Annotated in this window: 18 protein-coding genes; 4 read left to right on the top strand and 14 right to left on the bottom strand. The window is 58.8% G+C overall.

What is annotated here, in order from left to right:
- Nucleotides 1-3 precede the first annotated feature (3 nt).
- The 6 genes from QQK95_RS27800 to QQK95_RS27825 all read right to left on the bottom strand — a co-directional run bounded on the left by QQK95_RS27800 (nt 4) and on the right by QQK95_RS27825 (nt 3,433).
- Complete coding sequence (locus QQK95_RS27800) at nt 4-1,611, bottom strand: terminase large subunit (protein ID WP_284277609.1); 1,608 nt, start codon at nt 1,609-1,611, stop codon at nt 4-6.
- Nucleotides 1,608-1,910 carry a P27 family phage terminase small subunit gene (locus QQK95_RS27805; RefSeq protein ID WP_284277610.1) on the bottom strand — a complete coding sequence of 101 codons (303 nt, stop codon included), beginning with the start codon at nt 1,908-1,910 and terminating at the stop codon, nt 1,608-1,610. Before QQK95_RS27805 ends, QQK95_RS27800 begins: the two co-directional genes overlap by 4 nt.
- Nucleotides 1,911-1,996: 86 nt before the next feature.
- Complete coding sequence (locus tag QQK95_RS27810) at nt 1,997-2,317, bottom strand: phage head closure protein (RefSeq protein WP_284277611.1); 321 nt, start codon at nt 2,315-2,317, stop codon at nt 1,997-1,999.
- The gene (locus tag QQK95_RS27815) at nt 2,317-2,730 is read right to left on the bottom strand and encodes a DUF3168 domain-containing protein (protein WP_284277612.1); all 414 of its coding nucleotides are present in this window, start codon (nt 2,728-2,730) and stop codon (nt 2,317-2,319) included. The genes QQK95_RS27810 and QQK95_RS27815 overlap by 1 nt, the downstream gene beginning before the upstream one ends.
- Nucleotides 2,727-3,146, bottom strand: a complete 420-nt coding sequence (locus QQK95_RS27820) for an HK97 gp10 family phage protein (RefSeq protein ID WP_284277613.1) — start codon at nt 3,144-3,146, stop codon at nt 2,727-2,729. The genes QQK95_RS27815 and QQK95_RS27820 overlap by 4 nt, the downstream gene beginning before the upstream one ends.
- On the bottom strand, nt 3,146-3,433 hold the full coding sequence (locus QQK95_RS27825) for a head-tail connector protein (protein ID WP_284277614.1): 288 nt from the start codon (nt 3,431-3,433) through the stop codon (nt 3,146-3,148). Before QQK95_RS27825 ends, QQK95_RS27820 begins: the two co-directional genes overlap by 1 nt.
- 165 nt (nt 3,434-3,598) lie before the next feature.
- Between QQK95_RS27825 and QQK95_RS27830 the strand changes: the two genes are divergently transcribed.
- Entirely contained in the window at nt 3,599-4,375 is a 777-nt protein-coding gene (locus QQK95_RS27830; protein WP_284277615.1) for a hypothetical protein, read from the top strand.
- Nucleotides 4,376-4,570, top strand: coding sequence for a hypothetical protein (locus QQK95_RS27835; RefSeq protein ID WP_284277616.1), 195 nt, complete (start codon nt 4,376-4,378; stop codon nt 4,568-4,570).
- Nucleotides 4,571-4,805: 235 nt separating this feature from the next.
- On the opposite strand, the gene QQK95_RS27840 is transcribed toward QQK95_RS27835, so the two are convergent.
- Genes QQK95_RS27840 through QQK95_RS27865 form a run of 6 tightly spaced genes read right to left on the bottom strand, consistent with a single transcriptional unit; the run spans nt 4,806 to nt 9,005 of the window.
- Entirely contained in the window at nt 4,806-5,159 is a 354-nt protein-coding gene (locus QQK95_RS27840) for an HNH endonuclease (RefSeq protein WP_284277618.1), read from the bottom strand.
- The gene (locus QQK95_RS27845; protein WP_284277619.1) at nt 5,159-5,749 is read right to left on the bottom strand and encodes a hypothetical protein; all 591 of its coding nucleotides are present in this window, start codon (nt 5,747-5,749) and stop codon (nt 5,159-5,161) included. The genes QQK95_RS27840 and QQK95_RS27845 overlap by 1 nt, the downstream gene beginning before the upstream one ends.
- A 5-nt stretch (nt 5,750-5,754) precedes the next feature.
- The gene (locus tag QQK95_RS27850) at nt 5,755-6,936 is read right to left on the bottom strand and encodes a phage major capsid protein (RefSeq protein ID WP_284277620.1); all 1,182 of its coding nucleotides are present in this window, start codon (nt 6,934-6,936) and stop codon (nt 5,755-5,757) included.
- Nucleotides 6,937-6,938: 2 nt separating this feature from the next.
- Complete coding sequence (locus QQK95_RS27855) at nt 6,939-7,445, bottom strand: HK97 family phage prohead protease (protein ID WP_284277621.1); 507 nt, start codon at nt 7,443-7,445, stop codon at nt 6,939-6,941.
- Nucleotides 7,438-7,776, bottom strand: coding sequence for a gene transfer agent family protein (locus tag QQK95_RS27860; RefSeq protein ID WP_284277622.1), 339 nt, complete (start codon nt 7,774-7,776; stop codon nt 7,438-7,440). Before QQK95_RS27860 ends, QQK95_RS27855 begins: the two co-directional genes overlap by 8 nt.
- Complete coding sequence (locus QQK95_RS27865; protein ID WP_284277623.1) at nt 7,773-9,005, bottom strand: phage portal protein; 1,233 nt, start codon at nt 9,003-9,005, stop codon at nt 7,773-7,775. The genes QQK95_RS27860 and QQK95_RS27865 overlap by 4 nt, the downstream gene beginning before the upstream one ends.
- Before the next feature lie 159 nt (nt 9,006-9,164).
- Here QQK95_RS27865 and QQK95_RS27870 point away from each other — a divergent pair, with 159 nt between their 5' ends.
- Nucleotides 9,165-9,941 (top strand): hypothetical protein, encoded by a 777-nt coding sequence (locus QQK95_RS27870; protein WP_284277624.1) that lies wholly within the window; start codon nt 9,165-9,167, stop codon nt 9,939-9,941.
- Here the strand turns inward: QQK95_RS27870 and QQK95_RS27875 are convergent.
- Entirely contained in the window at nt 9,930-11,612 is a 1,683-nt protein-coding gene (locus QQK95_RS27875; RefSeq protein ID WP_322791231.1) for a site-specific integrase, read from the bottom strand. The two genes, QQK95_RS27870 and QQK95_RS27875, sit on opposite strands and share 12 nt — an antisense overlap.
- 246 nt (nt 11,613-11,858) lie before the next feature.
- On the opposite strand from QQK95_RS27875, the gene QQK95_RS27880 reads away from it, so the two are divergent.
- On the top strand, nt 11,859-12,227 hold the full coding sequence (locus tag QQK95_RS27880) for a VanZ family protein (RefSeq protein WP_284277626.1): 369 nt from the start codon (nt 11,859-11,861) through the stop codon (nt 12,225-12,227).
- 48 nt (nt 12,228-12,275) lie between these two features.
- Here the strand turns inward: QQK95_RS27880 and QQK95_RS27885 are convergent.
- The coding region (locus QQK95_RS27885) for a chromosome segregation SMC family protein (RefSeq protein WP_284277628.1) at nt 12,276-13,693 on the bottom strand (1,418 nt) is incomplete at its 5' end.

Raw genomic sequence — 13,693 nt, forward strand, 5'->3', positions numbered from 1 at the left:
CTCCTATGCACAAAGTTCGTCGAGGTCGTCGGAATCGTAGATCGATCGCGCGTTATCGTTCGCGGCGGCACGGCTGACAGCCATCGCGGTCGCAACAGCGCCATCGATCCGGTCGCGGCTCGTCGCCTTGTGCATGCGCGTGAGGCCGGTATCGCCGGTCGATGCCACGACGCTATCGAAGTGATGGCGGAGAACAGGGTGGCCGCTGTGGCGTATCTTGCGGCCGTTCACCGTGCGCTCAAGGTCGCCGATCGCTGGCGCCATCGTGAGCGGCCCTTGGCGCATCTCGATTGCCGGTATGCCATCGTTGTGAAGCCGCTGCATCATCATGCGCGCCAGGTGTGGGTCGAAGGCAACTTCGATCACGTTGTTCGTCGCGCACAACTCGCGAATGTGAGCCTCGACAATCTCAGGTTCGATAATCGGCCCGTCGATCGCGGTGATAAAGCCATCGTCGCGCCACTGCTCATAAGGAACGCCGTCGCGGTCGGCGCGCCCGCGCAAGTCGTCGCCCGGAACGAAGAACCACGGATAAACGGTGATCCGGCCATCGTCGTGCCGCCAAGCAGCGACAACCGCTGTCAGGTCGCCATTCACTGACAAATCAACGCCGATGAAACACGGCAACTCTTCAAGGTCGGCAAGCTCGAATTTGAACCGGCCTTCGTCATAGACGGCCATGTCGAAAAGTGGCGTTCGGCTGTGAGCCTGCCAGATGTTGAGGTTGAATTGCTTGAAAGCGTGGCGTTCGGCCGGCCGGTGTTCCGCTTCTTTCGCCAGTGAGCGCAGCCCGTCCAGATTAGGAAAGCCATGCTTCAGGCCGGGGTTAACGCGGTGCCAGAGCGCTTCAGCGTTCCAATCGTTATCGTTGGCAGCTTCGAAGATGATCGGCAGGAAAGCGGGATTGTCGATATCGCCGAGCGCGATCTTGCGGGCGTAGTCGTATTGCTCGAAACCGATGTTCTCAGAACCACGGCCGGCCGTCGTGGCGATCACCATGAGCGTGCCGGGCGTTTTTACCAAACCGGATTTAAGGGCTTCCCAGAGGTCGCGGCCCTTCCATACGTGAATCTCATCGACCAGGATGAAAGCAGGCGTCTTGCCGTGCTGCGATGCGCCGTCGCTCGAAATGGCCTGTAGAGACACGTCCTGCTTTTTGTAGACGATCTTTTTGACGCTGTTGTGCGCATCGTAAATCTTGGTCGCCGCGATCAACCGGCGATCCATGCGGATGATGTTGGCGGCCTCTTTGAAGCCAAGCCCCGCTTGCTCTCGATCGGAAGCAGCGAAGATCACTTGCCCTGCCGGGACTTTCTCAGGGCCGATCGTATGAAGCAGCGCCAGCGCCGCGGCTAAGCTGGTTTTGCGGTTACCGCGGGGAATCATCCAAAAGACGGTTTCAACGATACGTCGGCCGTCTGCATGGCGCGGGCCATAGATGCGTCGAACGATGCGTTCTTGCCAATCATGAAGCTGAAAAGCGCTACCGAGCGCGGTGCTGTTCGGGTGCTTCAGGCTTCGCAGGAAACGAACGGCGCGATCACCGCAGCCGAGCGGGTCGGCAATCGGCGAGCCGTCAAAAATCCATTCGGGATAGGTGCTGGCGTTCATCTGATGTCCAGCGGGTTCGTGTCGTCGTCATCATCGTCACGACCACCGACGCGCGTTCGCGACGTAGGCGACAAGCCATACTCGGCGGCAAGCTGCCGGGCCGTCTGCATGGATTTGTCTTGTGCGCGCACAAGCTTCAAATCGATCGCACCATCGGCGTTGCGCATGATGGCGTCGATCTCGCGAACAAGGCCACGCGCCAAGCAGAAGTCCTCGACGCCGCCAAGATCGGCCTTGGTGATGATGCGATCATCAATGAGCCGGGGCATGACACGATGCCATTCCGCCTTGGCGAACACGCTGAAGTAGCGAGGCGTTGGCGGTGCCTTGGTGAGCGGGTCGCGGTCATGCGAGAGGGCTGGCTTTACGCCGCGAAGATGCGTCACTAGCGGGCGCGCTCGCACCGCAATTCGAGGCCACGCCGCCGGCCGATCTCAGTTATCCCGACAAGGTCGAATGCAACGCCCTCATAGATGACGCGATCGGCCGTGGTGAGATTGCCGATATAGCGAATGCGGAACGTAATGGTGATGCGTTCGGCCTCACCGAATGTGAGCGGTGTTTCGGCCGCGCTGGCACCGACCCTCTCGGCGCGGACTCCGGTTGCAAAATTTGACCAGACGGGTGTCACCGCGCCGGTCGGTCCTTTCGTCTCGAGGCTACATCTCTGTAGCGTAATCGATCTCGACAAGCTGCCGGCGCGCATTAGAGCCTCCACCGAATGACGGCCTCGACGTTGAGCACACCGTGCGCAAAATCAGGGTCGGGGTCTCGAAGCCAGCGAACGTTCTTGGCTTCAAAGAAATCGATTGCACAGTCCACCATGTCGAGCGGTGCGAGCAACGCGCCGTGCAACGCGAAACCGACGGCCTTCGCCATGTCGTCGCCGGCATCAAGCGCCCAGATGTGAAGGTCCAGCCAGACGCGAGCGCTGTATTGGCCGCCAGCGTTATAGCCGAGATATTCGGTTTGCGAGCCGGCCATGATGACAGACGGCAGCTGCTCACGGCGCATGCTTCCGGTGCGGATTTGATCGGCCGCGACGAGTGCGACAACGGCCGGGGTCGTAGTCAGCCGGGTGTTGATCGCCGTCTGAAGCGCAAGCGATGGTTCGATCATGACCGCGCCCATGCGGCTTTGACCAGCTTGCCGAGCGCGAGCTTGATCGCCCGTTGCCCGCGCGGCCCGTAGGTGCGCACGGTCGGCCAGAAATACGGCTGAGCCGCCATCTTCGACGTGCCGTATTCGATGAGATGCGGATAGCGAACGACGTTGTTGCCGACGGTGATAATCGCTTCGTTGTTCGCAGCGATGCGCGAGCCGCCTGGCTGCGAATAGGCTGGCGTCGATCCACCGGGCGCGGTGACGACGACCGAATCTTTCAGGTCGCCGCTATCTTCTGGCGCTGCACGCTGGATACGGCCGGCGATCTTGTTCGCTTCGATGACAAGTTTCGGCTCAATGGCCTTCGCCACGACGTCGGGAAGCTCTTTCATGACGCGATCGAAGGCCTGAAGCTGCTTGGAATAGGCCATCAAAGTTCCCATTCGCGGTAGGGTCGAATGAGGTCTCGGACGCCAAACGGCACTTCGTTCGCGCCGATGCCGATCAAGACGGCCTCGCGCTGCTCATACCAAGCGGCGGCAAGCTGAAGCACGGCTTCAGTGAGTGTCGCCGGCATCGGGCTTATGTCGGCTAGATCCTTTCCGATCTGGTCGGAAATCCACTGTTCGGCCGCTGCGATCTTGTGGGAAAGCAAGGCGTCGTCATCGGTGCCGGTGAGGTTCATCTGTGATTTGAGAAGGTCGAGAGACACGCTCATTCTGAAATTCCTATATTCGTGCTCTCTTGCACGGTGCTCTCCCCGCCGGTCCCTACGGACATTGGCAGGTTGAGAGACACCCCCCGACAGACTCCTAATGCTTTCGGAATGAACAGCAGCATGATAATGCTGTGCAGGAATACGCGAAACAATAAGGTTTCCACTATGGACCGAAAGTTATTCGCTCTACTGCTGTGCCTCTCCGTCTTGATCTCATCAAGCAGGGCGGACGCTGACTGGCTTAGCGATCCCTTCAAAGACCTAAAGGCGATAAAAGACGTAGCGAATGCCGTGAATAAAGCGGCGCAAGACGTAAGCAACGCATTGGCGAAGGGACTCAAGGCTAGCCGTATGTTTAGCGGCCCTGGAGAATATCCTCCAGAGAACTTCGCAGCATACGGAATTCTAACCTTCCCTGCGACGGCATCCACCTTTGATAAAGATAGGCATTTGATGGTTTGCCGAGCATTTCTGAATAGTTTTGTCTCAGCATTCAATTTAGATATATCTCCCTCAAAGCAGATGGTTACAGTTTGGCCGATCAACGACGACAAACTCGCTGACAGACTGAATGCAGGAACAAAGAAGGAAGACTGCGAGGTAGTCGTTTCTAATTTTGATCTGCCCATGGCCACAGTCGCAATTGACTCCGCTAGACGCGCAGGCTGGTCGCCTGATGGGCGAGGACCGTTCTTGATTGCGTGGGCGCCGGGAAAGAGCATACTCGATAACAAGCCGATAATATTGTATGAAGACATGTCAAATAAGGATAAATACGATGACTTTGTCGCCGTGATGAACTTCTGGAAAGGAGAAATACAAGGCGACAACGATTTATTTAAAAATGGATGGACGATAGAAAGTCTAAAGAAAAAGATACGAGATACCGCGAATAAATATGGAGATGCATTTGCGGAATCTTTTGGCGTAAAGGGCGGATGAATGGATTTCTTAAAATATGGATCCGCAGGCGCCGTCGGATTTTTGATTGGTTTGGCTGCCGTTGTTTGGATCGGAGGACTAAGCACTGGCGGTATCTTTCTAGTCATTATATTTTTCGTTGCTGTAAGCATAATTGTTTTTGCTTTGGCTAAATTTCTTTTCAAATCTGGAGACAAAAAGCCAGGTAATGATTAGCGATAGATTGCTTACCGACCATTTCGCGTTATGCTGCCAGATCGTGCATTACGCAAAGGTTCGAGGTCATCAAGGGTGATGCCAGGCCTTGTTGGTATGGGTTTCGTAATCGCTCGTTCAATCGGCATGTCTTGGTGAAGCCGGGTCATGATTGTCCTCACTGGGATGCCGTAGTCCAGCGCCCATTCATTGATTGACTGTGTCACGCCGTCTAAGGTGAGAAGATCGTTGCGGGTCATAGCTGGCGTTCCTGTCGCTGCTTGCGGCTTGAATGGCAGGGTGATGCGGCCATGGGTTGCCAATTGGCATGGTCCCAGAAGAGCCGTTTGTCGCCACGGTGCGGAACGATGTGATCGACCATGTTGGCGAGGCGGCCGCAGCCGCACGCGCAATGGTGATGTTGAGGCATGGCGAGGAACGCTTTGCTTTCACGTTGCCACTTGCTGTCATAACCGCGCTCGCGGGCAGACGGCCGGGTCTTGTCGAAGCGTGCCTTGCGGGTGCGGTCGCGCACTACCTGACAAGCGCAGCGCTGCTCGGCGGGAACGATCTTGCCACATAGGCAAAGGTGGGGCGGGCGGGTTGCCATCACTGTGCCTGACGGGAGAGAGCACGAAGGGTTGCGATGCCTTCCCGAACCTCTTGCGGGCTGACAGGCTCACGCGGGTCGTGTTCGGGCTTGTCATTGTCTTCAGCGCTGCCGTGAATGGCCTTCAGCTTGGCGACAAGGCCACGTTGCGCGACGATGATCTCGGCGGGTGTCGCCGCCCAGGTATCGGCCGGCGACCAGCCAAGCCAGCCTGTGCCGATCTCGAAAAACTGTTCAAGGCCGGCTTCGATTGAGAATTCTTTGCCCGCTTTTTCACGGGGCTTTTCCGGCTCAACATCGGCATCGATGCCGAATGAAGCCGCCACCAGCCGGGTTAGTTCATCGGCAAGCTCAAAGAGACAAGAATAGCCGCGCTCTTCGACCCTCTTGACCAATATCCGATAGGCGGCTGGGTTGTCTGTTGCCGCCGTGATGATGTCGAGAACGATGTTAAAGTCGCCCTCGCCGATCGCCTTAACGATTTTGCCTAGGCCGTGCTGATTTTCAAGCAAGACAGCGGCCCGCAATGACGGGCGCAAGCGAACGACGTTTCCGCCGTGAGCAATGACGATGTCAGGTGCGAGCCGCATGATCGTTACGCCGAGATCTTCAGCTTGGCGAAGCGGTCGGGGTTCGTGACGTCGCCGCCCACGCGCTTGCGGCTGTGAAGAACAACGATGCCGTTCTTCGCCCTGGTGTAAGGGTCGGACAGGATGCTGAAGTCGGTGCGATCGACAATGCGATAGCCGGACCAATCTCCGAACACGATCGGGAACTTGCCGGCCGCCACGTCCGGGAAGTCGACCATTTCGATAACCGGGCGGCCGAGCAGCGACGACGGCTGACCAGCCTGTAGACCCGGCTGCCAGAGGTAATTGCCCTGGCTGTCCTTCCACTTGCGCACGATGCCGAGCGTGTTGCGGTTCATCGCCCATGCGCCGTTCTGGGCATGCGCGGTCGGAATCGCGCTCATCACGTCAATGAGCTTGTCGCCGGGGTTTGCGGCCGGGAAGTCGGCAGCAACGCCAGTCTTTACTTCAGCGATGCCGGTAGCGACGAGAATGCCTTTCGGGCGATCTGTGCCGGTGCCGTCAACGAACGCCTTGCCTTCGGCGATGGCGAAAGACTCGGCAAGGTCGCTGGAAACTTCGCCCTCGACGTTGTAGGCGGCATCTTCCAAAAGCTGCCGGCTGATCTCAACGAACGTCGCCATTTCCCATGGCGTCAAAGTGACCTGCTCATAGGACGGACCGCTTTCAGTGCGGTCGGCGATCTCGCTTACCCAGGTCGCAGCGGTCGAGCCGATGCGACGCGGAAACTTGATCTCGGAACCGGCGATGGTCACGACTTTCGCGTATTGGCGAAGCGGGCTGAAAAGGCGCAAGGCCTTCAAGATTTCCGCGCTGAATTCGGTCGGCGCGAGATAGCCGGCGGTCGCATCAGTCGCGACTGTGAGCGCCTTGACGTCGATGTCCTGAAGGCCACGGTCGCCGCGACGAAGATACGTGCCGAAGGCCTTGGCTTCAGGCGTCGGGTTGTCGTTGTCGGCGACGGGAACATTCGAGTTGGCAGCCGCCGGGCGGTTCATTTTGGCTTCGAGCTTGTCAAAGCGTTCGGTAAGCTTGACGCTATCGCCGGACTTGGTTTCGACGGCCTTCAGGCGGGTTTCGACAACCGCCTGAAAATCGGTGAGTGCCTTCGTGACGACGTTTTCAGCGTCGTCGGCTTCCTTCAGTTCAAGGGCGCCGGACAGCGCCCGCTTGTTTGCAGACTTCATTTTCAATTGCCTTTTCGGAAGAGCGCCGTGGCGCGGTTGAGCGCATCGGCGATGCCGAGAGCCTTGATTGCCGACTTCGCGCTTGTGACGCGCGCGCCGGGGTGCATGGGGAGAGAAACAAGGCTCGCCTCCAGCAATTCCAGTTTTGAGATTGTTCGGCCGCCGCCGATGCGGGGCATGGCCTTACGGGTGACGAAGCCAATGCTGATCCCGCGCACCGCGCCGGACTGCACCAGGGCGCGAACCTCACGGGCGCGCGCAACGTCATCGACCAGAAGCCGGCCCTTCAGGCGCAAGCCGTCGGGAGCTTCGGTCGCTTCCGTCCAGACCCCAATAGGTTCGTTCTGGTCATGGCCGAAGAGCATGGTGAGCGGAAGTTTGACGCCAGCGAAAGCGCCTTTCTCGATGATGTCGCCGACGCGATCGGCCGAGCCGAACGGCCATGCCAAGCCTTCGATGTCGCCGGTTTCATCGGTCGTGAATTTCGTTTCGATAACGAGCTTATCCATTGGCGAGTGCCTGGCCTTCCTGTGTCGGTGCCGGCGTGCCGTTCCAGACTGCCTGTAGGACCGCTACTGCGATCGGGAATGATTCAGTGAGAGGACGCTTGGCCGCGTAGGTGTCGGCAAGAGCGGCTGCTTCCTTCGGCGCGATGCCGCCGCCGATAAGTGCAAGCCGGATGATCTCGACAAGCTCAGCGTGACGAAAGTTGCCTTCAGGGAAGCGAAGACAGAGCGAGCCGATGCCCGCGCCGGTCTTGCGTTCAAGTTCGATGATGAGGTCGGGCGTGAGCGCAAAGGTGCGCTCGCCATCGCCGAAGAATGTGACGTGCGGGTTCATGCTGCGACCTTGGCGGCCGTGGCGTTGTCGTTTTGCGCTGTCGGTGCGCCGGGCGTGATGTTCGGATTTGCCAGAACGTCGCCGCCGTCCAGCGGCTCTCGGTTCAAGCCGGCGCGGACTTCGTTGGCGGTGATCGCACCCATGGCGCGATACTTCTGATAGGTCTCGGCGCGTGTCGCGGAATTGGCGGTCATGAGGTCGTCTATGACGAACTCGACATAGTGGGTCTTACGCTCTTCTGGCGTAAGCAGGACGCGGGCATATGCCCACTCCCATTCGTCCAGCCAAGAGCGAAGCGTGAGCGTCAGGAAGGATTGAAACATTTCTTCCGCGTTCGACCATGTGGCGCGGGAGAGCTCGAAAAGCAGATGAGGCGGAACGCGGAAAACGCGCGCGATCTCATTGACCTGTTCGACGCGCATCTCGGCGAACTGAGCGTCGGCGCTGGTCAGCGCGATCTGCTCGTATTTCCAGCCGTCATCAAGAACCATGGGTTCGGTGAAGCTGCCGGACGAAGTGGCGGCCCGGTAAGCGGCCTTGATCGCGGCGATGACTTTCGAGCCGGAGTTGCCGCCCTCCCCGCCCTTTTTGTTGTCGTTGTAGAAGAGCGCGGACGGCTTAGCGCCACCTGCGAAAAGCTGAGATGCGTGACGCTCCAAGATTGTTGCGAGCGCGATGGCTTCGCGGCCTGCTTTGATCGGCGCGAGACTGAGGGGCGACGACACATGAAGGACGTCGCGGAAATCATAGGTCCACTCGCGAGCGCCGACGCGCCGGACGTAGACCGGCTCGCCAGTCAGTTCGTTCGTTTTGATGGTGACGGTTCGCGGGTCGAGGCGGATGAACTCTTGCGGCTTGCCAGCGCCGACACGAATAGCGAGGGCGTAGCCGTGATCATGAAGGAGCGCGTCTGCCGTGAGCGTAGCGCGGAGCTGCCCGGCAGAAGTCCATTCATTGGCTTCGTCATGCACCAGGCGATAGGCGGGATGATCCTTTGAGGTTCGCTTCCCGCCATCTGCCTCTGCTACAAAGATTTTGGCGGGAAGCGAACCGATCGTGCCGGAGATGAGCACGATAGCTGAATAGACGGCCGGGACGTGAAGTGCGGTCGCGGCGTTGATCGAAGGGCCGGCCACTGTCGGGAATGCACCGAACAAGTCGAGCGCCAGAGGGTCAGTAAGTGATATCGATTTCTTTTCGATATCGCCACCGAACAGATTCTTGAACAACTCAACGGGACTCTTGAACAAAACAACCTCGAATTCAATTTCGAGATTATTGTCTCACGTCCATTGATAGGAAGATATGCCTATATTTATCTATGAAGGCGTTTACTTTTGTGCCGGATTATGCTCTATCGACCTGACGCAAGAACGGTGGAGGGCGGAGTGTCATCGTATTCGGAAGAGACGATAAAAGAATTCGCAGAAGCCTATGAAAAATGGATCCTCCGCCAAGACGATTTAATGACGAATTATATGACTCGGGCTTATCGTAGTGAGAAGGCATCGGAGTATGCGCGACATGGATTGTCGAGGCGATTGCAGAGCCTTCGCCATAGCATCGATCGGACATTTCGTGTGATACCGCCGGAAGCGAAGAGGCCTCCAAGCCGCAATCAGCTCATGGATGCTACAGCCTTCATCCACTCGTTTCTTGTGAGCGCCTACGGTGGCCTGGACAACCTCGCTCGAATTTGGTGCTTGGAAGCCGACGTGAAAAACGAGAAGGGAAAGCCCGTCTCGGACGGGCGCATTGGCCTTGGACCCAAAAACACAATCGTTCGGGAGAGCCTTTCCACTGAGTTGCAAGATTACCTGAGAAGCGCTGACCCGTGGTTTGAATACCTGCAAAACTACCGTCATGCGGTCGCTCACAGGATACCGGTCTATATTCCTCCTAAAACGCTTAGCGATGAAGACGCCAAAGAGTGGCGGAGGATAGAGGAAGAGATTGTCGGAGCTTTGAAAGCACGTAGTTTTGATGAGTATGACGCGCTATTTTCCACCCAAAAGGCTTTGGGCCGTTTTCAGCCTGTAATGATGCATTCGTTTGGAGAACGAGCGAGGCCTGTATGGCTTCATGGGCAGATGCTTTGCGACTTCTCGACCGTGATTGAGATTGGCGAGAACCTGCTGAAAGAGTTAGACGGCCTAGATAGTTAGATGTTCCAGGTTTAGGCGGGGATATGCAACCGCCTCAATCATCTCGACACGCTGGCGTAACATGCCTTGAGGCAATGTTCCGTATTGTTCGGTCATCGAATGGGCCTTGTGGCCAACCAAGAACCCGAACTGCTCATCTAGATATTCAGCCCGGCGAAGGGCGTCGATAAAACCATGCCGGAAGCTGTAGAGCGAAAGCCCTCGCCCGGCCTTGATGCCTATGCGGGTCAGATAGCGGCCGAAGTCGCGTGAGAAGTCGGCGACCATCTGACCACGTTGGTTTCTGACGGCTTGCGGGAACAGGCGTGCCTCTCCCTTCGCCTTCACTGCTTCACGGTATTTGACGAAACCCAGCTTAACCAATTCCGGGTGCACCGGAACGACGCGCATAGAGCCCTTGGTTTTTGTCGACTTGTCGTCGCCGCCTTCCGTTGTGATATGGATAATCCATGAGCCGTGTTGCTCGCGCACGTCGTCAATCCCAAGCTGTGCGATCTCAGCCGGCCGCGCTCCGCTATAGAGCATGACAAGCGGCAACCAGTAGCGGTGATCGCGAACAGCATGATTGCCCGGAAGGTGCCAGTCGTCATCGTTTCGGCATCCGGTGAACAGTGGTGACGCAAACAGGGTGTTCATTTGGTCGACGGAAAACGGCTTTTGCGATCGCTTTGTCTTGTCGACCTTTTGCGAGAAACCGTCGACTGGGTTGCGGTCAAGATAATCGTTGTGGGAAAGCCAATCGCAGAAAGCGCCAAGCGATGAGAGATACCGATTCACCGTTCGATCCGTGATCGTCGGCTTTTTGACCGCGACGTTCGCCTCTATAATCTGCTTCATGGTCATGCCACGGAACACCGCAATCTCAGCGGCCTTTACAGGATAGTCCATCAACAGCGCTTTCCAGTTGCGAACCAACTTCTTGTCGATCTCGGAAGCTGGAATGCCGCCTGTCGTGTCAACGAACAGCTTCACGTCGCGCCTGGCTTGAGTGAGAGTGTCCTGGGTAATGCCCTTGGCGTTCTCCCGCGCGTAGAGGTCATAGAGGTCCATGATGCCCTCGCCCGCTTCAGCGGCCACGGCTTCCGGCTCTACGTCGATCAAAAGCGGGTGCGTCGGTGTCCCGGTGAAGTCGCCGCCGTCTCGCTCATCTTGCCTGCTACGAGCTTCGTAAGTCGAGGCACAGAGCGCTTGTGCGATCGTGCGCCACTCATCGCTGCCTTTCGGCGACCGTTGGCCTATAGCGGCCATGTGGTGGCTGACGCGAGCGCCGACGATCTCGTCCAACTGGTCGTCGGAAAGGATACCGGAATAGCCGTCACGGAACCGGCGGGCTTCGTCATGGTCAACGCCGATCTGCGCCCAACGATGGTCGGCATCTCGGAGCTCAGCGTCGAAGGCGATCTGTGACTTGTAATCGCGCATCGCTATCTGAGCGACCGATAATGGCTGACGTTGCTCTATCGCAAGCGCAGCTTGCCGGTGAGCTTCGTCAAACATGCGGTCCCACTCATCTAGGACCGGCCGGACAAGCCGCTTGGCTTCACGCGGGTCTTTCGTGCGCAACGACCTATCCATGGTCTTTCTGTTCATGATAGGCTGCAAGTCGAGCGGCACGGCGACCTGAGCGTAGTAGGTGGAGCCGCGTCGTTTGATGTGTGAGGTTTGGGCCAATTTGTCCGATCTGACGGTGCAACTTAGGTCACCTGTCTAGGTCAGTTGTGCGCCGGAAACGTAATAGAAAGCAATAGCTTATTAAAAATCAATCGCTTAAGTCTGGTTGGATTAATGTCCTGGCGCCCCAGCCATCTCATTGCCACCGGATGGTTGCGCCGCGGCATGGTCCGCGCTTGGCCTGGATCGTCCTGCGGCTCAAGGCTTCGGACCGATGTCAGCTCTCTTCGAAGATTGTTGGAGCAGATGAAATTCTATTCGGTGGCCATATCGACCGCCTTTGTCGTCACGCTCGTTGCGGTTCTGGTCCTCGCATTGCTTCCAATGCCCGAGCTCCAGGAATTTGGGTTCGATATCGGTTTCGACAATGACAAGCTCAATCACGCCAGCGCATTCGCCACACTGGCTGTCCTGGGAGCTCTAGGCTGGCCTAGGCGTATAGTCACACTGGTCATTTTCCTGGCCCTGGTCGGGGCCGCGATCGAGATCCTTCAGGGCACCCCGCTGATAGACCGCGATCTCGACGTGTTCGACTGGGTTGCCGATTGCATCGGCATTGCGGGCGGCCTCGTGGTCGCGATATCTGTAAATTGGGTCATGCGCCGCAAAGGCTGATGGCCAATCGCGTCTGGCCTACAGGCCGGACCATGACCAACCGACGCGTCAGCTCGCCTCGCGCATAGCCTCGGCGGCCTGCAGGTCGACCGAAACGAGCTGGCTGACGCCCTGCTCGGCCATGGTCACGCCGAACAGCCGGTCCATGCGTGCCATGGTGATCGGATTGTGGGTGATGATGACGAAGCGCGTCTCGGTGGTCTTGGCCATCTCGTCCATGAGATTGCAGAAGCGCTCGACATTGTGATCGTCGAGCGGCGCGTCGACTTCGTCGAGCACGCAGATCGGCGCCGGATTGGTCAGGAAGACGGCGAAGATCAGCGACATCGCCGTCAGCGCCTGCTCGCCGCCGGACAGCAGCGTCATGGTCTGCGGCTTCTTGCCGGGCGGGCGGGCAAGGATTTCCAGGCCGGCCTCGAGCGGATCGTCGGATTCGATCAGCTGCAATTCCGCCGTGCCGCCGCCGAACAGATGCGAGAACAGCCGCTGGAAGTGGCTGTTCACCACGTCGAAGGCGGCGAGCAGCCGCTCGCGGCCTTCACGATTGAGGCTCTGGATCGCCTGCCGGAGCTTGCGGATCGCCTCGATGATGTCCTCGCGCTCGGTAACGATCGCTTCGAGCCGGTCGGAGAGCTCCTTCTGCTCTTCCTCGGCGCGCAGATTGACGGCGCCGAGCCGTTCGCGCTCGATCTTCAGCCGGTCGAGCTGGCGCTCGATCTCGGCCATCTCGGGCATCGGGTCATCGGCTTCCAGGCCGGTATGGCGGATGACCAGATGCGGCGGCGTGTTCAGCGTTTCCTGGATGCGCGCTTCGACCTCAAGCCGGCGCTCGTCGGCCGCCGTCAGCCTTTCCTCGGCACGGGCACGGGTCTCGCGCGCCTCGGCCAGCGACTGGATGGCTGACGTGGCCAGCTTGTCCAGTTCGGCCTGCCTGTTTTCCGCTTCCTGCAGCCGGTCGGCCGCCGCCTTGCGCAAGGTCTCGGCCTCGGTCAATTGCGACAGCAGCGCGCGCCGCTTGGCGTCGATCTCGTCCGGAGCATCGGCCAGCCGTTCGCGCTCGGCCTCGGCCTCGGCCTTGCGTTCACCAAGGGAGGCAATCTGCGTCGAGGCGTTTTCGGCGCGGACCAGCCAGTTGCTGCGCTCGGCGCCGATGGCATCGAGCCGGCGCGTACGCGCCTCGGCCTCGCGCCGCAGCCCTTCATGGACGGCACGCGCATCGGCAAGCGTGGCGCGGTCGCGGGAGACGTTGGCCGAAGACTGTTCAAGCTGCAATTGCAGGTCGCCGAGGTCCGGCGCGTCCTGCAGCAGCATTTCGGCCTCGACGAAAGCCGCCGAGGTTTCCTCATGGCTGTCGACGATGCGCGCGCGCGCCTCATCGAGCGCCGCGCGCCGGCTCGCCAGCTCGCCGCCGGCCTTTTCGGCCTCGGCCAGCGCGTCGCGGGCTGCGTCCAGCCGGTGCTGGGCGT

This window comes from Mesorhizobium huakuii (assembly GCF_030160235.1).
GTDB lineage: Bacteria > Pseudomonadota > Alphaproteobacteria > Rhizobiales > Rhizobiaceae > Mesorhizobium > Mesorhizobium huakuii.